Annotated in this window: 16 protein-coding genes; 4 read left to right on the top strand and 12 right to left on the bottom strand. The window is 67.9% G+C overall.

Annotated features, from left to right (window positions below):
* Positions 1-248 precede the first annotated feature (248 nt).
* The 3 genes from BHK69_RS10650 (at position 249) to BHK69_RS10640 (ending at position 5,728) form a co-directional block, all read left to right on the top strand.
* On the top strand, positions 249-3,812 hold the full coding sequence (locus BHK69_RS10650) for an SEL1-like repeat protein (RefSeq protein ID WP_148663369.1): 3,564 nt from the start codon (positions 249-251) through the stop codon (positions 3,810-3,812).
* 216 nt (positions 3,813-4,028) lie between these two features.
* Positions 4,029-4,958 (top strand): sulfite exporter TauE/SafE family protein, encoded by a 930-nt coding sequence (locus tag BHK69_RS10645; RefSeq protein ID WP_069690076.1) that lies wholly within the window; start codon positions 4,029-4,031, stop codon positions 4,956-4,958.
* Positions 4,955-5,728 carry a TIGR02186 family protein gene (locus BHK69_RS10640; RefSeq protein WP_069690075.1) on the top strand — a complete coding sequence of 258 codons (774 nt, stop codon included), beginning with the start codon at positions 4,955-4,957 and terminating at the stop codon, positions 5,726-5,728. Before BHK69_RS10645 ends, BHK69_RS10640 begins: the two co-directional genes overlap by 4 nt.
* A gap of 239 nt (positions 5,729-5,967) precedes the next feature.
* Here BHK69_RS10640 and BHK69_RS10635 read toward each other — a convergent pair whose 3' ends face one another.
* The 12 genes from BHK69_RS10635 to BHK69_RS10580 form a co-directional block, all read right to left on the bottom strand.
* Complete coding sequence (locus BHK69_RS10635) at positions 5,968-7,221, bottom strand: molybdopterin molybdotransferase MoeA (RefSeq protein ID WP_069690074.1); 1,254 nt, start codon at positions 7,219-7,221, stop codon at positions 5,968-5,970.
* A gap of 7 nt (positions 7,222-7,228) precedes the next feature.
* Positions 7,229-7,759 (bottom strand): molybdopterin-guanine dinucleotide biosynthesis protein B, encoded by a 531-nt coding sequence (mobB, locus tag BHK69_RS10630; protein ID WP_069690073.1) that lies wholly within the window; start codon positions 7,757-7,759, stop codon positions 7,229-7,231.
* A gap of 120 nt (positions 7,760-7,879) precedes the next feature.
* On the bottom strand, positions 7,880-8,887 hold the full coding sequence (locus BHK69_RS10625) for a formate dehydrogenase subunit gamma (protein ID WP_069690072.1): 1,008 nt from the start codon (positions 8,885-8,887) through the stop codon (positions 7,880-7,882).
* A gap of 145 nt (positions 8,888-9,032) precedes the next feature.
* Complete coding sequence (gene fdh3B, locus BHK69_RS10620) at positions 9,033-9,629, bottom strand: formate dehydrogenase FDH3 subunit beta (protein WP_069690071.1); 597 nt, start codon at positions 9,627-9,629, stop codon at positions 9,033-9,035.
* Positions 9,630-9,643: 14 nt separating this feature from the next.
* Complete coding sequence (locus BHK69_RS10615; protein ID WP_069690070.1) at positions 9,644-12,625, bottom strand: formate dehydrogenase subunit alpha; 2,982 nt, start codon at positions 12,623-12,625, stop codon at positions 9,644-9,646.
* A 12-nt stretch (positions 12,626-12,637) separates the two neighbouring features.
* Positions 12,638-12,880 carry a formate dehydrogenase gene (locus tag BHK69_RS10610; protein WP_425285554.1) on the bottom strand — a complete coding sequence of 81 codons (243 nt, stop codon included), beginning with the start codon at positions 12,878-12,880 and terminating at the stop codon, positions 12,638-12,640.
* A complete protein-coding gene (locus BHK69_RS10605; RefSeq protein ID WP_069690069.1) occupies positions 12,877-13,686 on the bottom strand; it encodes a Cro/CI family transcriptional regulator in 810 nt (269 codons plus the stop codon). Before BHK69_RS10605 ends, BHK69_RS10610 begins: the two co-directional genes overlap by 4 nt.
* 108 nt (positions 13,687-13,794) lie before the next feature.
* Positions 13,795-14,508, bottom strand: a complete 714-nt coding sequence (locus tag BHK69_RS10600) for a DUF3306 domain-containing protein (RefSeq protein WP_069690068.1) — start codon at positions 14,506-14,508, stop codon at positions 13,795-13,797.
* Positions 14,505-15,023, bottom strand: coding sequence for a DUF3305 domain-containing protein (locus BHK69_RS10595; protein WP_069690067.1), 519 nt, complete (start codon positions 15,021-15,023; stop codon positions 14,505-14,507). The genes BHK69_RS10600 and BHK69_RS10595 overlap by 4 nt, the downstream gene beginning before the upstream one ends.
* Positions 15,024-15,033: 10 nt before the next feature.
* Positions 15,034-16,044, bottom strand: a complete 1,011-nt coding sequence (locus BHK69_RS10590; protein WP_069690066.1) for a DUF6352 family protein — start codon at positions 16,042-16,044, stop codon at positions 15,034-15,036.
* Positions 16,041-16,631: a DUF6505 family protein gene (locus BHK69_RS10585; protein ID WP_069690065.1), complete on the bottom strand. Its 591-nt coding sequence runs from the start codon at positions 16,629-16,631 to the stop codon at positions 16,041-16,043. Before BHK69_RS10585 ends, BHK69_RS10590 begins: the two co-directional genes overlap by 4 nt.
* Positions 16,628-17,371, bottom strand: a complete 744-nt coding sequence (locus BHK69_RS10580; protein WP_069690064.1) for a biotin/lipoate--protein ligase family protein — start codon at positions 17,369-17,371, stop codon at positions 16,628-16,630. Before BHK69_RS10580 ends, BHK69_RS10585 begins: the two co-directional genes overlap by 4 nt.
* 138 nt (positions 17,372-17,509) lie before the next feature.
* Between BHK69_RS10580 and BHK69_RS10575 the strand changes: the two genes are divergently transcribed.
* Positions 17,510-19,549, top strand: coding sequence for a 4Fe-4S binding protein (locus BHK69_RS10575; protein WP_069690063.1), 2,040 nt, complete (start codon positions 17,510-17,512; stop codon positions 19,547-19,549).
* Positions 19,550-19,698: the final 149 nt, after the last annotated feature.

Genomic DNA, 19,698 nt, shown 5'->3' with positions numbered 1-19,698 from the left:
CCGTCAGGTAAGTTACCGTTATACGCGCCCCGCGCGGGACCGGCCTTAGCGGCCGTTCGTAAAAAATTAACTCCCGACGCCACAATCTTAACTGACTGTTTACCACGGTCGCCAAAAGTCTGCTCTGCGGATCGGCGTCCTGTCAGCAGCAACGTAATCTTCACGGATCGCCACATTCGCAAGGAAAGCAGCGGTGTCAGGGGCCCGCGCCTTTCCGATGAGGACGAGCCCCGTAGGCGAGCGACAACATGGCCACTAGCTTGCCCTGGAGCGTCAAGGGCGTCGATCCGCGCACCCGCGACGCAGCGAAAGCCGCAGCCCGCCGCGCCGGCATGACGCTTGGCGAATGGCTCGATAACAAGATTCGCGACGAAGCCGCCGAGACGGAGCCCGAGCAGGCCGCCCCCGAGCAGCTCGACATCGCAGCGCTTTCGGAGCGCCTCGCCAAGCTGTCCCAGGGACAGATGGACACCTCGCCCTATGCGGCCGCCAGCGCCGCCCAACAGGGCGCCAATGAGCTCTCGCGCGGCGAGATCGACGCCGTGATCAATCAGGCGGCCGCCGCCGAGCGCCTGACCCGCGAATCCAGCGCCAAGACGGCCGGCGCGCTCGATTCGATCACCCGCTGGATCGAGAAGACCGAAAGCCGCATCACCTCCAGCGAGCGCGCCGCCGCCGAGCGCCAGGAGCGCGCGACCAGCGTCATCGCCGATGCGATCAAGACCATGGGCGAGCGTCTCGTCGAGATGGAGCGCAAGGCCAGCGAAGCGCAGCAGGCCCAGACCCATGCCAAGCCGATGCCGGCCCCGCGCCTCGCCTTCAGCCGCGACGGCCTGGCCGAGGCCGTGAACGACATCCGCACCCGCCAGCGCGCCCTCGACGTCGACGGGCAAGCCCAGCCGGCGCGCCGCTCGGTCCCGGAAAACCGGATCGCGGCGCTGCGCCAGGATCTGCGCGAGCTGAGCAACCGGATCGTGCCCGCCTCGCCGGAGGCGGAGGCACCGCCTCAACGCATGCGCGCCACGCCGGCCCAGCGTCCGGCCTCTGCTTCAGCCCCGATCCAGGGCAACCCGATCGAGGCGATGCTGGCCGATCTCGGCGCGCGGCTCGACAAGCTCGACAAGCACGATCGCCTGGACCCGATCATGAAGCCGCTGGCGCGGATCGAGTCGGACGTCTCGCGCCTGTCGCAGGAGCGTTCGGCCGAGGGCTATCAGCGCTTCGAGCTCGAAATCGCCCATCTCGCCGCCAAGGTCGATGCGCTCGTCGCGCGCGGCGGCGACCGCAGCGTCATCGCCCCGGTCCTGCGCGATATCGCCGAATTGCGCGACATGGTGCGGGCGCCGGCCGCCGACCCCCGCATGGACACCCTTTCGCGGCAGATCTCGTCGCTGTCCACGGAGCTGTCGCAATTGCGCGAAGCACAGCCGGACGGGCGCGAGATCCGCAGCCTCTCGCAGGCGATCGAGGACGTGCGCAACGCCATCCTGTCCGACCGCGCCCATGACCGTCAGGCCGATCCCACGCAGCTGACCTCGCTGTCGCGGCAGATCGAGAATCTGGCCGACAAGATCGAGACCTTGCCGGCGATGCGGCCCGAGGTGATCAACGCCCAGGCAGAGCAGCTCTCGGCGCGGCTCAACGAAATGGACGCCTCGGGACGCGGTGTCTCGCACGTCCTGTCCGATCGCATCGAGGCGCTGGTTATCCGGCTGGAGGACATGGCTGGCAAAGACATGGCCGGCCGACAGCCCGACCAGCTCGAGAGTCGCATCGACGCCCTGCAGGAGAGCATCGAGACCCTGGCCGAGCAGGGCCCGGTGGCCGTGACGCGGCAGATCGAGGCCCTGGCCGGCCGCATCGAGAGCCTGGCTGCGGCGAGCAACCTGTCCCAGCTCATCAGCGAGGGCAAAGGCCCGCAAGTCGCCCGCGTCGATCTGCGCCCCATCGAGGACATGCTGCGCGGACTCGCCGAGAAGATCGACGAGGCTGGCCGCCCCGGTGCGGAAACCGACGCCTTCGACGCACTGGAGCAGCAGATCTCCGGCCTCGCCCAACGGCTCGACACCGCCGCGGCGACGCGCTCCGCCGAGACCGGCATCGAGCGGACATTGCAGGATCTCGTCGTCCATCTGCAGACGCTGCGGCAGGACACCACCGCCGCCGCCGAGCGCGCGGCACGTGCCGCCATGGCCGATATGGGGACCAAGGGCGGGCCGGCCAGCGGCATCGCCGAGATCAGCAACCTGCTCTCGGGCCTGCGCGACACCCATGTCTCCTCCGGGCGCGAGACGCAGGACGCAATCGGCGCCGTCCACCAGACGCTTGAAACCGTGATCTCGCGGCTCGCCAGCATCGAGGCCGAACTTGCCGCCGAGCGGCAAGGGCCGGCGCCGCGCGCGGTGATGCCGCCCCGCCATGCCGAGCAGGCGCAGTCCACCGCCCGTATGCCGGAGCCGGCCGCAAGCCTCAGCATCGCCCAAGAAGACCGTATCGCCGCAGACCGCATCGCCGCCGAGCGCCCGCGCGCGGGCCAGCCCGAGGCATCCTCGCCAGTCGCGGCCTCGCTCGATCTGCCGCTGGAGCCCGGCTCAGGCCGCCCACGCGTCAGCACCACCACCGCGCCGCAGGACGCGCAATCGGTCCGCCAGAGCCTGATCGCCGCGGCAAGGCGCTCCGCCAAGGCCGCGACCGAAGCCACCACCTCTCCGGCCGCGACGAGCGAGCCCGCCAAGGGCAGTGGCCGCCTTAAGGAGATCATGGAGAAGCGCCGCAAGCCGCTCCTGCTCGGCCTCGCCGCGCTCGTACTCGCCATGGGCACCGCTCATGTCGTGACCGGCGCGCTGCAAGGCGGCGGCACGGGCAAGCCGGTCAGCGCCGAGGCGGTCGACATCCCAGCAGTGCCGACGGCTCCGGCTCCCGTCCCGGCGACGCCGACGCCCGCCAAAGACCAGACTTCCGCCCTCCCGCCCGTGCCTGCTCCGACGATCAGCACGGCGCCCGCCTTCATGAGCCCAACCCAGGCCGCCATCACCATTCCGGAAGCCGCTCCGGCTGCCGAGCCGCTTCCGGCCGCTTCCGCGCCTCCCGTCCAGACCGCCGTCCTGATGGTCACGGGCGTCGACGACCTCCCGACCGGGCTCGGCAGCGTGGGCCTGCGCAAGGCAGCGCTCGCGGGCGATGCACGCGCGGTCTATGAGGTCGCCAGCCGCGCGGCCGACGGCCCGGGCCCTGCCCGCGACCCCAAGCTGGCGCTGCGCCTGTTCGAGCGCGCCGCCGTGGCCGGGCTCGCCCCGGCCCAGTTCCGCCTCGGCAATATGTTCGAGAAGGGCATCGGCACCACGCGCGACGCCTCGCTGGCGCGGGTCTGGTACACGCGCGCCGCCGAGCGCGGCAACGCCAAGGCGATGCACAACCTCGCCGTGCTGCATGCCGAAGGCGCCTCCGGCAAGCCCGACTACGCCACCGCGACGGAGTGGTTCCGCAAGGCGGCCGAACTGGGCGTACGCGACAGCCAGTACAACCTCGCCATCCTGCTCGGGCGCGGCCTCGGTGCGCCGACCGATCTCGGCCAATCCTATCTCTGGTTCTCCATCGCCGCCGCCCAGGGCGACGAGGACGCCAGCCGCAAGCGCGACGAGGTCGCCCAGCGCCTGAGCCCTGGTGATCTCGCCACCGCCAAGGCCGCCGCCGAGAGCTGGAAGCCCAAGGCGCTCGAAGCCACCGCCAACGACGTGGCCCCACCCATCAAGGGCTGGGACGAGGCGCCGAGCGCGACCACCAAAAAACCCGCCAAGCCGGCGCATGGCTGAACCGACGGCATGACAGGCGCGAAAGCGCCTGCTTTCGCGTTCAGCGTCACGGTTTCGACGCGTTGGAGCGCCATGACGGGACGAAGCCTCCAGTCACCGGCCGGGACAAAACTCCCTTTTTCGCAACGATAAGGATTTGTCTAACCCGATTGGTGCAATCTGGAACGATCCGGCGCCGGGCTTCAGCAAAAGCGCGCCGGGACGCGAGGACCAAGGGTGCAGATCTACCTTCCGATCGCCGAACTCCCGATCAGCATCCTGATGGTGCTGGGCCTCAGCGGCGCGGTCGGCTTCATCTCCGGCCTGTTCGGCGTCGGCGGCGGCTTCCTGCTGACGCCGCTCCTGATCTTCCTCGACATTCCGCCCGCGGTCGCGGTCGCGACCGTCGCCGCGCAGGTCGCCGGCTCCTCGACCACCGGCGTCCTGACCTATTGGCGAAGGCGCGCGCTCGACTTCAAGCTCGGCGGCGTCCTTGTCGCCGGCGGCATATTGGGCACCGTGCTCGGCGTGCTGTTCTTCAACCTGATGCGCAGGCTCGGCCAGCTCGAGCTCGTCATCACCCTCTCCTATGTGACCCTGTTCACGATCATCGGCGGCCTGATGCTCTACGACGCCCTGCGGGCGATGTGGCGCGTGCGGGCGGGCCGACCGGCGCGGTTGCGGCGGCGGGCAGGAACGCATCCCTGGTGGATGGGCCTGCCGCTGCGGATGCGCTTCTACCGCTCCCAGCTCTACGCCAGCGTGATCCCGATTGCACTGCTGGCGGTCGTGATCGGCTTCATCGGCGCGGTGCTCGGCGTCGGCGGCGGCTTCATCCTGGTGCCGGCGCTGATCTATTTCTTCCGCATCCCGACCGCCGTCGTCGTCGGCACCTCGCTGTTCCAGATCCTGGTGACGATGACCGGCGCGACCATCCTGCACGCGCTGACCAACCAGTCGGTCGACCTGATCCTGGCGGTTCTCCTGCTGCTGGGCGGCGTCATCGGCGCACAGTTCGGCGGGCGGGCGGCGCGCAACCTCAATGTCGATTCCTTCCGCCTGTTGCTGGCGCTGCTGATCCTTTCCGTGGGCCTGCGCTTCGCCATCGAATTGTTCATCGCGCCGACCGAACCCTTCTCCGTGATCGTGACGGAGGGCATCCGATGAGACGCTCCCTTACAATCCTGCTGCTGGCGGTACTGGCCGCGCTCACGGCCGCCCCGGCGCGCGCCGAGACATTGATCGCGGCGATGTCGAGCCATCAGATCCAGATCAACTCCAACTACACCGGCGACCAGCTCACGGTCTTCGGGCTGGTCGAGCGCGACGGGCGCACCGCCGCGCGGGGCGATCCCTACGACATCATCGTCACCGTGCGCGGCCCGCGGCGCATGCTGCTGGTGCGTGAAAAGGAGCGGCTCGGGCCGATCTGGATCAACCGCACCCAGCGGCGCTTTCCCGACAACTCGGTCTTCCTGGCGGTGGCGAGCAACCGGCCGCTCAACGAGATCATGAGCGAGGAGACCGCGCGACGCGAGCGGATAGGCCTCGAAAACGCCCAACGCCTGCCTGATCCCGGGCTCGATTTCGGCCGGACGACAGCGCGCTTCAAGGACGGCATGATCCGCATCCTCGAGGAGAAGGGGCTCTATTCCCAGGAGGCGCGCGGCGTCACCTTCCTCTCCAACACGCTGTTCAGCGCGCCGATCCCGGTGCCGGCCACGGCGCCGACCGGCTCCTACGAGATCGATATCGTGCTCTATTCCGGCGGCGTGCCGCTGGCCCGGCAATCGACCAATTTCGAGGTGGTCAAATCCGGCATCGAGCAGCGCCTCGCCACGGGCGCCTTTGAGCATTCCCTGCTCTACGGCCTCGCGACCGTCGCGCTCGCGCTCTTCCTCGGCTGGTTGTCCAGCGTCGTCTTCCGCAGGGATTGAGCCCTGGAGCATGCATTTTAGGCTTAGAAACGCACCGTCATCCTGGGCGTAGCGAAGCGGCGGCCCGGGATCCATCGTAGGGAACTGCGCTCTCCGATGGATCCCTGAGCTGCGCGGCTCCGCCGCTTGTCCAGGATGACGCGGTGTTTCCGAGTGAGGACAGCAGGCTCCAGCCTTTTGTTTTAACGCGGTTTCTTCACGCGAACCGGTGTCCGCTTCGCTCGAAAACGCGCTGCTCCTCAGCCGATCAGCAGGCCATAGGCGAAGAAGGGCGCGATCGTCCCCTCCTCGATCCGTGTCAGAGCCTCAGTGAGCTCGACCAGCCCGTCGGTCCGGGTCAATGAGGTCAGGACGCCGGCGCCGTTCTGCGGGTGCTTGCGCGCGACCATGACGCCGTCGGCCGCAGGCGTCAGCGAGACCCGGACATATTCGCGCCGGCCCGCCTTCTTGGCGTAGGGAAAGCCGAGCCGCACCGGCAGCGGTGTCGGCGCGACAAAATGAGCGCCCGCAAGCCGCGCGAGCAGCGGCCGCGCGACGAAGGCGAAGGTGACGAAGACCGCGACCGGATTGCCGGGCAAGCCGATGAAGGGCGTGGCCCCGACGAGCCCCATCGCGACGGGGCGGCCGGGCTTGATGCCGATGCGCCAGAACGCCAGCGAGCCGGCGCGCTCGACCGCCGCCTTGACGTGGTCCTCCTCGCCGGTCGAGACGCCGCCCGAGGTCAGGATCAGATCGCAGGAGGCAGCCGCCTCGGACAAACGCTGCGCCAGGCCGACGGGTTCGTCGCGCAGGATGCCGAGATCGACGACCTCCGCGCCGGCGCGCGCGACCATGGCGCGCAGCAGGCTACGATTAGCGTCGTAGATCGCCGCGGGCGCGAGCGCTTCGCCCGGCTCGCTCAGTTCGTCGCCGGTCGAGAAGATCGCGACGCGCGGCCGGCGATGAACGCTCACTTCGATCAGTCCGAGTGCCGCCAAGAGCGCGAGATCCTGCGGCCGCAGACGCTGCCCGGCCTTCAGGGCGGTCTCGCCACATGCGATATCCTCGCCCGCCGGGCGGGCATTGGCGCCGATTCTCAGACCGGCCGGCAGCCTGACGAAGCCGTCCTCGAGCCCGACATCCTCCTGCATGAAGACGGTATCGGCGCCCGGCGGCATCGGTGCGCCGGTGAAGACCCGCACCGCGACGCCAGCCGTCGCGGTGCCCGAGGCATCCGCTCCCGCCGCGACCCGGCCCGACAGGCGCAGGCGGCTTTCGCCAGCGGGGGCCAGATCGGCGAAGCGCACGGCATAGCCATCGACAGCCGAATTGGCGAAGGGCGGCAGGTCGAGCCTCGCCACGATATCCCGCGCCAGGACGCGGCCATCGGCCTCGGCGAGCGCGACATTCTGCGCTCCGGCCAATGGCGCGACCAGGGAGCCGGCGCGCTCGGCCGCCTGCGCGACGCTCATCAACGCGCCGAACGCTTCCTCGTCCTTGCTGAGCTGGGCCATGGCGTCCTCACTCCTGCCCGTGTCGCCGCGCCAGCACGGCAGCAAGCGGCTCTGCCGCCGCCAGCACGATATCGGCAACCGCCGCGATGTCGTCGAGGGCGACCACCGGACGGCCCGCTTCGGGAAAAGCGCGGTCGCTCACGACTGCCACGATGCTCGGATCCTCGGGATGCAAGGGCGGCTTGCCGTTGGCCATGCGGTAAATCTCGATCTTGGCGTGCGGGTCGCGCTTGAAGCCCTCGATGATGACGAGATCGACCGGCGACAGCCGCCCGAGCAATTCGCCGAGCTTCGCCTCCGGCTCGCCGCGCAACTCCCGCATCAGCGCCCAGCGCCGCTCCGAGGAGATCAGGACCTCGCGCGCGCCAGCCTGGCGATGCGCATAGGAATCCTTGCCGGGCGTATCGAGATCGAAGGCATGGTGGGCGTGCTTGAGCGTCGAGACGCAGACGCCGCGGCGGCCGAGTTCCGGGATCAGCCGCGTCAGCAGCGTCGTCTTGCCCGCCCCGCTCCATCCCGCCAGACCGATCACGCGCATCGAGGGCCATGTCTCCAAACAAAAACCGGTCTCCAAACAAAAACCGGGCGCGAAAGCGCCCGGCTGTCATCTTTCAGATTGCCTCTCGCGGTCAAGCAATCCGTCCTGACGCGGCCGGGCTCACTCCGCCGGCTGCAGCGTCGGGCCGCCCGGCACATGGCCTTTCTGCATCTCCTCCGCGACCCAGAGCGAATGGTGCTCCTTGGCCCAGTTGAGATCGACCTCGCCGGAGCCCATCGCGTCGAAGGCGCCCTCCATGCCGAGCGTGCCGATATAGATATGCGCCAGGATCGCGGCGACCATCAGCACGGCGACGATGCCATGCACCACGTTCCAGAACTGCAGGTTGAGCACGCCACCAGCGAAGGCGGGGAAGAGCAGATAGACGCCGGAGACGGACAGGGCCGTGCCGCCGATCACCACCGTCCAGAACACGATCTTCTGGCCGCCATTGAAGCGCTTGGCCGGCGGGTGGCCCTTGCCGACGATGCCGCCCCCGGCGGCGAACCAACGGAGATCGACCATGCCGGGGATGTTGTCCTTGATCCAGACGACGAACATCAGCGCGATGCCGAGCATGAATGGCCAGGCGAGATAGTTATGCGCCCATTTCGCCACGACCGAGATATTGGTGAAGGTCTGCGGCCCGACCAATGGCAGCAGCAGCAGCTTGCCGAAGGTGACGTTGAGCCCTGACAGCGCCAGCACGATGAAGCAGGCGGCCGTCAGCCAGTGCATGAAGCGCTCGAAGCCGTTGAAGCGCGTCAGCGTGCGGCCCGACAGGCCGGACTCGACCCGGATGCGGCCCCGCACGAGGTAGAACACCGCCAGCAAAAGCAGCGTGCCGAGCACCGCGACGGCGCCGACCTTGACCATGGTGCCCTGATGGAAGGCGCGCCATTCGCGCCCGGCGGGCCGCTCCAGCGTCGCGGCCTTGCCGTCGGGAATGGTGATGCGTCCCGTGAGCTCGGCCGAAGGATTGCCCTTCAGCGCGTCGAGGAATTGCTGCTCCTTGACCGAGTCCGCCGTCGGGTTGACCTGCTGCGCGAAAGCCGGAACCGCCAGCGCGACAGCGAAGGTCAGCAGGAGGCCGGTGACCAGGAGACGAAGGTGAGCGCCGAGACGCATTGCGAAATTCCTCTCGCGAGATGAACCGGACATCCTGCTCGGGGGGAACGCGCCCGACCTTGCGGCCGAGACGCGCCCCTCCCCCCGAGCTGGTTCTTCACGAAGCATGATGCCGAAAACCGGAAGCCACTTTTCGGCATCATGCTCAGATGGCGATCGTTTCCTTGTAGGCAGTCTGCCAACCCCAGGCGCCGGAGCCATAGCCGCGCTTGACCACCCGCTCCTTATAGATCTGGGCGATGATCTCACCGTCGCCGGCGAGCAGCGATTTGGTCGAACACATCTCGGCGCAGAGTGGCAGCTTGCCCTCGGCCAGGCGGTTCGAGCCATATTTCTGGAACTCGGCCGGGGAGAGATCGACCTCCGGGCCGCCCGAGCAATAGGTGCATTTGTCCATCTTGCCGCGCGAACCGAAATTGCCGACCTTGGGATATTGCGGTGCCCCGAACGGGCAGGCGTAGAAGCAATAGCCGCAGCCGATGCAGAGGTCCTTGTTGTGCAGCACGACGCCGTCGGCGGTGTTGTAGAAGCAGTCGACCGGGCAGACCGCCATGCAAGGTGCGTCCGTACAATGCATGCAGGCCATCGAGATCGAGCGCTCGCCCGGCTTGCCGTCATTGATGGTGACGACGCGACGCCGGTTGATGCCCCAGGGCACCTCGTTCTCGTTCTTGCAGGCGGTGACGCAGGCGTTGCATTCGATGCAGCGGTCGGCGTCGCAGAGGAATTTCATCCGGGCCATGGTTCAGTTCCTCTTCACGCCGCAGCGATCTGGCAGAGCGTGACCTTGCCTTCATGCATGGCGGTCACCGGGTCGTAGCCATAGGTCGTCAGGGTGTTGACGGACTCGCCGAGCACGATCGGATCCAGCCCCTTGGGGTAGTTCCCGCGCTGGTCGACGCCCTGGTAGAAGCCGCCGAAATGGAAGGGCATGAAGGCGACGCCCTTGCCGACGCGCTCCGTCACCAGCGCCTTGACCTTGGCCTTGGAGTTGTTCTCCGGCCCCGAGACCCAGACGAAGGCGCCGTCCTTGATGCCGCGCTCGGTCGCATCCGCCGGGTTGATCTCGACGAACATGTCCTGCTGCAATTCGGCGAGCCATTTGTTCGAGCGCGTCTCCTCGCCGCCGCCCTCATATTCGACGAGCCGGCCCGAGGTCAGGACGATCGGGAAGGATTTCGCGACACCGCGCTCCACCGCCGCCTTCTGAATGGTGGTGTGGAGGTTGGGGATGCGCAAAGTCCGTTCGTCGGGACGCGCCGGCCATTTCGCCACGAGATCGACGCGCGGCGAGTAGATCGGCTCGCGATGGGTCGGGACCGGATCGGGCAGGTTCCAGGCATTGGCGCGGGCCTTGCCGTTGCCATAGGGCACGCAGCCATGGCTGAGCGCGACGCGCTGGATGCCGCCCGACAGGTCGTTGGCCCAGTTCACCGTATCGATCGTGTTGCCGCCGATCCAGGTGATCGTCTCGAGTTCCTTGGGCGTCAGGTCGGCGTCCCAGCCGAGCTTCTTCAGCATGCCCATGGTGAATTCGGGATAGCCGTCCTTGATCTCCGAGTTCAGCGAGTAGGAGCCGTTCTCGGCCAGCAGCGTGTCGTTGACCTTGCTGCCATCCGGCAAGGTGCGCTCGCGCGTCAGGCCGAAGCGCGGGCGGAAGGTGCCGCCGCCATTATTGGCCTCGAGGGACGTGTTGTAGAGGATATGCGTGCCGGGATGCTTCAGTTCCGGCGTGCCCCAGCACGGCCAGGGCAAGCCGTAGAAGTCGTTCTCGACCGGCGAGCCCTTGGCGCCGCGCAGCGAGACCAGGTCGAACTTGTCCTGGTGCTGCATGTGCAGCTTGAGGCGCTCGGGCGACTGCCCGGTATAGCCGGTCGACCAGCCGCCCCTGTTGATCTCGCGCAGGATCGATTCCGCCGAGGGCTCCAGCCCGTATTTGCCCTGCACCAGCTCGAGGGTCTTGAACATCGGCTCGGCGAAGCCGAGCTTCTGCGCCAGCTTGTAGATGACCCAGTAGTCATTGGCCGATTCGAAGATCGGATCGACGACCTTCTCGCCCCATTGCACCGAGCGGTTGGAGCAGGTGCGCGAGCCCGAGCATTCGAACTGCGTGCCGATCGGCAGGAGATAGGTGCCGTTCTTGCGCTGGCCGAGCGAGATGAAATTGGTCGGGTGCGGGTCGGCCACGACCAGCAATTCGAGTGTCTCCAGCCCCTTCACGGCGTCGGGCATGCGCGGGATGGTGTTGCCGCCATGGCCCATGACGATCATGGCCTTGAGGTTGTCCTTCTGGTCGACCTGCTCGGCGGGCATGTTGGCGGCGTCGAACCAGCGCGTCGAGGTGTGGCCCGAGGTCTCCATATTGGCTTTGGCCGTGCGCGCCGGGCGGCCGCCCTTGGCCGGCACCGCATCGAAGCGCGTGACGAAATAGTCGTAATCGACGCCCCAGACGCGGGCCCAATGGCGCCAGGCGCCTTCGACCAGCCCGTAATAGCAAGGCAGATTCGAGATATCGAGGCCGAAATCGGTCGCGCCCTGCACGTTGCAATGGCCGCGGAAGATGTTGGCGCCGTTGCCCATGCCGCCGACATTGCCGGTGGCAAGCAGGAGGTTGCAGATCGCCCGGACATTCGCCGTGCCGACCGAGTGCTGGGTCACGCCCATGCACCAGATGAAGGTCGCCGGCTTGACCTTGGCGAAGGTCTCCGCAGCGCGCTTCAATTGCGCCTCGGGAACGCCGGTGATGTCCTCGACGGTCTTGGGATCGTATTTCTCGACCTCCTTGCGGACATCGTCCATGCCGTAGACGCGCGCGGCGAGGAAGTCCTTGTCCTCCCAGCCATTCTTGAAGATGTGCCACATCATGCCCCAGATCACCGCAATATCGGTACCGGAGCGGATGCGGATATAATCGGTCGCGTGGGCCGCCGTGCGGGTCAGGCGCGGGTCGAAGACGATGACATTGGCCCGGTTGAGCTCCTTGCCGCTCAGGATGTGCTGCATCGAGACAGGATGGGCCTCGGCCGCGTTCGAGCCCATGAACAGGATCGTCTTGGAGTTGCGGATGTCGTTGTAGGAGTTCGTCATCGCGCCGTAGCCCCAGGTGTTCGCGACACCTGCGACGGTGGTGGAGTGGCAGATGCGCGCCTGGTGGTCGACATTGTTCGTGCCCCAGAAGGCGGCGAACTTCCGGAACAGATAGGAGCCCTCATTGGAGAACTTGGCCGAGCCGAGCAGATAGACGGAATCGGCGCCGGACTTGGCCCGGATCTGCATCATCTTGTCGCCGATCTCGCTGATCGCGACATCCCAGGTGATGCGCTGCCACTGCCCGTCGACCAGCTTCATCGGGTATTTGATGCGGCGGTCGCCATGGGTCAGCTCGCGCACCGAAGCGCCCTTGGCGCAGTGGCTGCCCCGGTTGATCGGGCTTTCCCAGGCCGGCTCCTGGCCGACCCAGACGCCGTTGGCGACCTCGGCCTTGACGGTGCAACCGACAGAGCAATGGGTGCAGATGTTCTTGACGATCTTGGTGCCGCTCGCCGGGCCCAGCCCCTCCGCGGCATCCGCCTTGCGAACGGAGCCGATCTGGAGCGCGCCTGCGGCCGCGACGCCGCCGGCGACGAGGCCCGAGCGCCGCAGGAAGGTGCGCCGGTCCATCACGCCCGAGGACAGGCCGGCCATGGCGGCCCGGAGCTTGCCGCGCTGAACATCGGCAGATTTGCGCTTGATGAGCATGGTGTTGCGCCTTCAGTAGCGGTTGACGCGGTAGTAGTCCTTGACGTGCTCCGACTCTCGGTAGCGCGCCTTGGTCTCGTCCTTGCCCGGATCGACGGCTGCCGCCGGCGTCACCATGGCGGGCGTCGCGGCCACCGCCGCGCCGGCGCCCAGCGCCTTGAAGAAGCTGCGGCGGTCGAAGGCCGGCGTCACGGTCTCTTTGGATTTTTGCGACATCGTCGTCTCCTCCGCGCCGGGCAGACTGGCGGACGTCATGACGGCAGCCTTCCGGCTTCCGTCTCAATGGACAGGAACAGGCTGCCGACACGGCCGACGGCCCGGTAGAATTTCGAAGCCTTCGCGACCTCCAGATCGGCGAAGAGACGCTCGCCCCAGGGCTCGATATGGCGCGCATAAAAGGCGGCGGTATCGACGCCCTCGCCCGCGAAGGTGCCGCGGATCAGGTTCGCCATGATGTCCATCAGGATGGCGATATGGTCTTCCGGCTCGCCGGCGCGCTCGGCCCGGGCGATGCCGAGCCTGCCCATGTCCTCGCGCACCAGCGCCAGCGGGCGCTCATGCAGGAAGCCGGTCAGGTAATAGGAGGCGTAGGGCAGGATCTCGCCACGGCCGACGCCGATGAAGAGCTCGAAGAATTCATCGCGCGCCGCTTCCGGCGTGAGCTCGGCGGCGGCCTCCGCCAAGGCGAAATGCGCCATGCCGAGCGGCGAGGCGTCACCCCGCAAGCCTTGCAGAAGGGCCAGCGTCTCGGCCGTCGGCGCTCGCCAGAGCAGCGCTCCGATCAATTGGTATTCCTGGGCGCGCGCCTCGTCGATCTCATCGATCGCCACCGACGAACCACCGTTCATCGACGCGGGCTGGTGCAGCGCGGTCTCGATGGGATAGAGATCTGGTCGCAGGTCGGAGCGTGGCACACCGGTATTGGCTTCGACGGAAAGCACGCGGTCAGCGGGAACGCGCTTCCAGCTCGAGATCGCTGGCTGCGACACGCCCAGGCTGCGCGCCAATGCGCGCACCCCTCCGGCAGCCCCGATCGCTCTCTCGAGTGCCGGATCACGCATCGTTTGCGGCGTTCCTCTCATCATCGCGCGACGTTCCTTCGCCGCTGCGCTTCAATGCGGTGATAATGAACGCTTATTGCCCCAGAATACAAGCATTCCAATCTGGACTCAGACTGGAACGGCTCCGCCTCCGCGCTTGCGAATCCGCATGGAACGCTTCTCCGGCTCAGGATTATTTTGCGCCGCAGCATAGACCCGATCCGGCGCGATCCGGGCCGTTTCGGCCTCTTCCGCCGGGTTCGCGCCGGCCTCGCTCACTCTGACAGACCCGGCTGGAGTCGCCGCAGGCTGTTCACCTTGCAGCGCAGCGTCACGACTACGCCTTTCGTCATGAGACGAAAGTGTATGCGACATGCTGTCGCCCGTGCCCTCATCCACACCCGACAGAGCCGTCTTGGGCTCCGGGTCGCCGAAGATGCCGCGCACCATCGCCTCAACATCGTCCGATTCCGTCAGCGGGCCGTAGCCCGGCGCGCCACCCGGCGTGTTCCAGTCGAGCGCATAGTCGCGGGCCGGATTCTCGAAATCGCGAATCGTCGGGTCGCTCTCCCAGGCCCGCCGCATCGCCGCGAGCTTCCAGCTTTCGGGCACGTTCTGCTTGAGCCAATGGGCGACGTCGAAATCCTTGTCGATCAGATCGAGCGAGGGCGGCTCGACCATTTCGGGCTCGGATGCGGCGGCCTGCGGCTCACCCTCCGCCGGTAGGGCGTCGCCCACCGGCGACGGCGGCAGAACCTCGCTTTGCTCCGCCACGGCGCGCTTGCGCCGCGACCAGCGCGTCAGGAAGCCTTCGTCGTCGAGATCGCCTGCGCGCGGGCTCATCTCTCGCCCTCGCCTCGGCGCAGGCCCGGCTCCGGACGCGGCACGCCGCCCTTGCGCGGATCATGCTCGCTGCGCTTGCGCTTGATGAATTCGCGCTCGACATGATGCGCCTCGAAGAAGGCGAGCACCTGTTCGGCAATCAGGGCCGGCATCGGCAGGGCCTCGACGATGTCCCCGACATTCTCGGCATAGACCTCGCCCTCGAACGGGTCGGCGGTGACGCCGACGAAGTCCAGCTCGGGCTCGATCCCGGTCGGCCGGATCGCGACCCAGAGCTTGGCCCGGCCGGCCTGGAAGTTCTCGCGGAAATGCGCCGTGTCGACCGAATGCAGCGTCAGCGTCGCCGGGCCGAGATAGACGCTGCGCCGGCCGGGCTCGCTGGCAAGCTCGGTCCAGGGTGCGAGCGCCGGCGGCTCGGGCAGCACGGCGAGCGGGCTCCAGGCATGGTCGACCCAGGGCGAATCGATCGCGCGCCGCTCGACCACGATCCCGACCTCGATGTGCACTTGCGTCATGTCGCGATCCTCAATTCGTCATCGCGTTCGCCGACAGGGGCAGGCCTGTCACCAGATTCTGCGGCTTCAGGCGCAGGATCTTGTCGGCCGACATCGCCATGATGAGATAGATGGGCCTTGCCTGCGCCGCCACCAACACCGGCGCATCGGGCGGCAGCGTCATCCTGTAGAGCGCCAGCACGCGCGACAGCGCCTCCTCACCGACGCTCTTGCCCTGCCAGAGCGCGTTGCCGATCGCCGTCGCCTGCGCATCGAGCCCGACGAACCAGCGCCAGTCGGCATCCCTGACGCTCTCGATCGGCTCGATGACGACATCGAAGCCGTGCAGGGCGCGCACCCAATGGCGCAGCGCCGCCGCCAGCGCCGCTCGCCCCGATGGCGAACCGCCGAGATCGAGCGCCATGTCGAAGCCGTCGGAGCGCTGCCAATAGCGGTCGGCATTGGCGGCTTTGAGGATGTCGAGCGAGGTCACGGCCGGGCCGCCCAGCATGGCGAGCAGGGGCGAGGCATGACGATCGGCCTCATGGCCCTCGATGATCTCCGCATCGGCCAGAAGGATGGTGTTCTCGTGCAGGGTGACGCGCTGCGGCCGGAACAGGCATTCGGCGGCGCGCACCACATAGGGGTCGTCGACATCATCGAGCGCACCGCGCAGGATGACATGGGCGAGCTGGTCGAGGAACAAGGGCGGCACGCCCGCGACGCCCTCGCGGATGATCCGCGCATAGGCCGCCTCCAGCGTCGGCGCAGCGAGCAACCGGTCGCGCCAACCGACCAGGAAGCGCCAGTTCTCACGGGCATCCTCGTCTGCGATCGCAGCGATCTCGGCCGCCGCCACCTCGGCCTGAGGCGTCGCCATCAGCTTGGCATGCAGCGCGCGCTCGGCGTCGCAGGCCTCCTCGGGCGGCAGCACTTCGGGCCGCGCCAGATAGGCCTTGAGGAAATCATCGGTGACGACGAGCCCGCCGCCGGCGGCGCGGTCCAGCAGGACATGGCCGGAGGTCGCCCAGAAATGCATCATGATGCGTCCGTCTTCTTTCCCGATGCCAGTTTCTTGCCCGATACCGGCGTCTTGCCCAGCGCCAGCAGATCGACCTCGTCCTGCGGCCCGTCCTCGCCCTCGACCTCCATAAACTCGAAGGCGCGGAAACCCGTGCCGCCCGGCTCGCCGCGCGGGGTCAGCGTGCGGAAACGCTCGCGGATTTCGCCATCCTCCAGCGTCCGATGCAAGGCGATCAGCGTCTGCGCCGGATGGTCGCAGAGCGAGGCGGCGAAGGCGACCTCCTCGGCCGCAGCAGCGCGCGCCGTGGCGAGATCGGGCGCGCCGAGTTTTGCAACGAGATGGCCGGCAAGCTGCGCGATCGCGGCCTCGCGCTCCGCCTCCGTCGCCTCGCTCACCACCGCCAGGGTGCTCCAGCCGAAGCTCGCAATGCCGAGGAAGCCGGAGCGGAAGGCTGTGCGCCCCTTGGCGTCGAGTGCCGCGATCCCGGTGGGATCGAACAGGAAGGAGCCGGTCACCAGCCATTCGCCGGGCTCGGCGGCGCGGCGGAAGACGAATCTGTCCGACGGGTCGAGCCGGATCGCGCGTGGCAGTTTGAGCGCGTTCACAGCTTGGGCCCGCCGCTGTCGCGGTCGAGCCAGTCGGCCCGGCCCAGCGCATCGACCAGGCTCCGGCGCTCGGCGCCACTCTGCGAGGTCGCGATGAGATCGCCATTCGCCTCGATGCCGTGGCGGATGCCGACGACCTTGTCGAGCCGGTCGAGCCAGCGGCGGGCCACGGCCTTTGGGCCATCGCTTTGCCAATGCGTGACACCGAGCATGAGATGGCGCGCGAAGGATTCGATCAGATCGACGGCGTCGACCTCCTCGAAACCTTCCTCCGCCATGCCGACGCCGGTCTGCCCCAGCGCGAAGGGCGCCATGGTGGTGGCGCGCAGCATCGCGCCGAAGACCAGCCAATCCGGCACATCGCCCTCGCCGCAATCCTGCGGCCAGGCGAGCCGGCCGCCGCCGATCAGGCCATGGTCGTAGATCAGCGCGTCAGGCCAGCGGAACAGGACCGGCCGCTCCGGCGGGCAATGCACGGCAAGCGCGTCGGCAAGCGCATTCATCGCGAGATAGTGGGCGAGTCGCGCCTCGCCGAGCACGGCGTCCGGCTCCAGTACCACCGCGAATTCGACGATGTCGAAGCGGCGCACCCAGACCAGCGTCGCAGCCCCCGCCTCGGCGGCGATCGCCTGGGCATGGGCGAAGGCGTCGCCGGCTTCGCGCAGGGTCACAAGCGAAAAGCCCGGCGGCAGGACAGGCTCCCGCCTGAGATCGTCAGGGCGCGGGACATTCACCGGCATCGACCTCCTGCTCCCTGGTGGCGCGACGAATTGCTCATCGCCGGTTTCTTTTGAACCTTTCCAATTCCATATAAGCCTTGATCATCGCAAGGGAGACGAAAAGACGCTCCCGGCAGATCGGCCAAGGACGAGAACGTGATGACCGGCACCGCACGCACGCTGATGGTCTGCTCCTGCGAGGACACGATGCCGCTCGATGGCGAGGCGCTGGCGCGTGGTTGCAAGGGCGGCGAGATCAGGACGGCGCGGCATCTCTGCCGCACGCAGACGGAGATCTTCACCAAGCTGCTCGGCGAGCGCGACGCCATCACCGTCGGCTGCACGCAGGAGGCCCCGCTTTTCGAAGAAATTGCTGCGGACCTCGACTACTCCGGCGATCTCGTCTTCGCCAATATCCGTGAGACCGGCGGCTGGGCGCGCGAGGCGAAGTCGGCCGGCCCCAAGATGGCGGCTCTGCTGGCAGCCGCCGCCGAGCCGATGCCGCCGACGAGCTTCACCACATTGGAAAGCAAGGGCGTGGCGCTGGTCTATGGTCATGACGAGGTCGCGCTCTCGGTCGGGCGGACGCTGGCCGAACATCTCGACGTCACTATCCTGCTCTCGCGGCCCGGCGAGATCACGCCGCCGCGCCTCTCCGACATCCCGGTGCTGAAGGGCACGATCGTCGCCGCGACCGGCTGGCTTGGCGCCTTCGATCTGACGGTCAACGATTACGCCGCGCCCTCCCCCTCCTCGCGGGGCAAGCTCGTCTTCGGTGAAGCGCGCAATGGCGCGAATTCGCAATGCGACATCGTTATCGATGTTTCCGGCGGCGCGCCTCTCTTCCCGGCCGGCGATTTGCGCGCTGGCTATCTGCGTGCCGACCCGCGCGACCAAGCGGCGGTCGAGCGCCTGATCGGACAGGCCAGCCATCTCGTCGGCGAATTCGACAAGCCGGCTTACGTCCGGCTGAACCAGGATCTTTGCGCCCATTCGCGCTCGTCCAAGACCGGCTGCACGCGCTGCCTCGAGCTCTGCCCGACCGGGGCGATCACGCCAGCGGGCGACCATGTCGCGATCTCGGCCGAGATCTGCGCCGGCTGCGGCGCTTGCGCCGCCGTCTGCCCGACCGGCGCCGTGACCTACGCCCTGCCACCGACCGACGCGCTGCTGCGCCGCCTGCGCACCCTGCTGACCACCTATACTGAGGCCGGCGGCCGCGAGGCCGTGCTGCTGCTGCATGACGGCGAGCATGGCGAGGCGCTGATCGACGCGCTCGCCCGCTTCGGTGACGGCTTGCCGGCACGCGTGCTGCCGCTGCGCGTCAACGAGATCACGCAGATCGGGCTCGAGACCCATGCGGCGGCGCTGGCGTTCGGGGCGTCTGCCATCCGCGTGCTCGGCCGCGCCAAGCCGAAGCACGACCTCTCCGGCCTGACCCGCAATCTCGACTACGCCAACGCGCTCGCAGGCGCGCTCGGCTATAGCGAGGGCCGCGCCGGGCTGATCGAGACCGACGACCCCGACCAATTGGCGCAGGCGCTGGCGCGGATCGCACCCAGTGCGACGAGCGCCACGCCGGCCCGCTTCCGCCCGATGGGCGATGGCCGGCCGCTGCTGCGCCAGACGATCGGGGAACTGCATGCCGCCGCACCGACGCCCATCGCGGCCGTGGCGATGCCGCCGCTCGCCCCCTTCGGGACGATCCATGTCGACAGCGAGGGCTGCACGCTCTGCCTGGCTTGCGTCTCCGCCTGCCCGGTGCAGGCGCTCTCGGACAATCCCGACCGGCCGACGCTCGCCTTCCAGGAAGACCTTTGCGTGCAATGCGGGCTCTGCGCCGCGACCTGCCCGGAAAAGGTGATCACTCTGGAGCCGCGCCTCGATTTCGACGCCTGGGCCGGCGGCAAGCGCGTGCTGAAGCAGGAAGAGCCCTTCCACTGCATCAACTGCGCAAAACCCTTCGGCGTCAGGAGCACGATCGAGAAGATCGCGGCCAAGCTGGAGAACAAGCACTGGATGTTCTCAGGCGACGCCGCCAAGCGCATCTCGGTGATCAGGATGTGCGAGGACTGCCGCGTCGAGGTCGTGGTCAATGAGAGCTTCGACCCACATCTCTCGCCGCAGCGCCCGCCGGTGCGCACCACGGACGATTATCTGCGCGAACGGGCGGAACGGGGCGAGGATCCGTTGCAGTAGCGCAGCTGCTTTTCACACCCGCGCCGTCATCCCGGACGCAGCGAAGCGGAGATCCGGGATCCATCATAGGGCTGCGTCCTGCCCTACGACGGATTCCGGATCGGCGCGGCTGCGCCGCTTGTCCGGGATGACGGCGCGGGTCGGATCAG

The sequence above is a fragment of the Bosea vaviloviae genome (assembly GCF_001741865.1).
Classification (GTDB): Bacteria; Pseudomonadota; Alphaproteobacteria; order Rhizobiales; family Beijerinckiaceae; genus Allobosea; species Allobosea vaviloviae.
This window is presented reverse-complemented; position numbering and strand designations above follow the sequence as displayed.

What these genes read in the sequence shown, in the direction of transcription:
- BHK69_RS10650 (WP_148663369.1), top strand. Translation starts at nt 249, where the DNA reads ATGGCCACTAGCTTGCCCTGGAGCGTCAAGGGCGTCGATCCGCGCACC.
- BHK69_RS10640 (WP_069690075.1), top strand. Translation starts at nt 4,955, where the DNA reads ATGAGACGCTCCCTTACAATCCTGCTGCTGGCGGTACTGGCCGCGCTC.
- BHK69_RS10635 (WP_069690074.1), bottom strand. Translation starts at nt 7,221, where the DNA reads ATGGCCCAGCTCAGCAAGGACGAGGAAGCGTTCGGCGCGTTGATGAGC.
- mobB (WP_069690073.1), bottom strand. Translation starts at nt 7,759, where the DNA reads ATGCGCGTGATCGGTCTGGCGGGATGGAGCGGGGCGGGCAAGACGACG.
- BHK69_RS10625 (WP_069690072.1), bottom strand. Translation starts at nt 8,887, where the DNA reads ATGCGTCTCGGCGCTCACCTTCGTCTCCTGGTCACCGGCCTCCTGCTG.
- fdh3B (WP_069690071.1), bottom strand. Translation starts at nt 9,629, where the DNA reads ATGGCCCGGATGAAATTCCTCTGCGACGCCGACCGCTGCATCGAATGC.
- BHK69_RS10615 (WP_069690070.1), bottom strand. Translation starts at nt 12,625, where the DNA reads ATGCTCATCAAGCGCAAATCTGCCGATGTTCAGCGCGGCAAGCTCCGG.
- BHK69_RS10610 (WP_425285554.1), bottom strand. Translation starts at nt 12,880, where the DNA reads ATGACGTCCGCCAGTCTGCCCGGCGCGGAGGAGACGACGATGTCGCAA.
- BHK69_RS10605 (WP_069690069.1), bottom strand. Translation starts at nt 13,686, where the DNA reads ATGCGTGATCCGGCACTCGAGAGAGCGATCGGGGCTGCCGGAGGGGTG.
- BHK69_RS10600 (WP_069690068.1), bottom strand. Translation starts at nt 14,508, where the DNA reads ATGAGCCCGCGCGCAGGCGATCTCGACGACGAAGGCTTCCTGACGCGC.
- BHK69_RS10595 (WP_069690067.1), bottom strand. Translation starts at nt 15,023, where the DNA reads ATGACGCAAGTGCACATCGAGGTCGGGATCGTGGTCGAGCGGCGCGCG.
- BHK69_RS10590 (WP_069690066.1), bottom strand. Translation starts at nt 16,044, where the DNA reads ATGATGCATTTCTGGGCGACCTCCGGCCATGTCCTGCTGGACCGCGCC.
- BHK69_RS10580 (WP_069690064.1), bottom strand. Translation starts at nt 17,371, where the DNA reads ATGCCGGTGAATGTCCCGCGCCCTGACGATCTCAGGCGGGAGCCTGTC.
- BHK69_RS10575 (WP_069690063.1), top strand. Translation starts at nt 17,510, where the DNA reads ATGACCGGCACCGCACGCACGCTGATGGTCTGCTCCTGCGAGGACACG.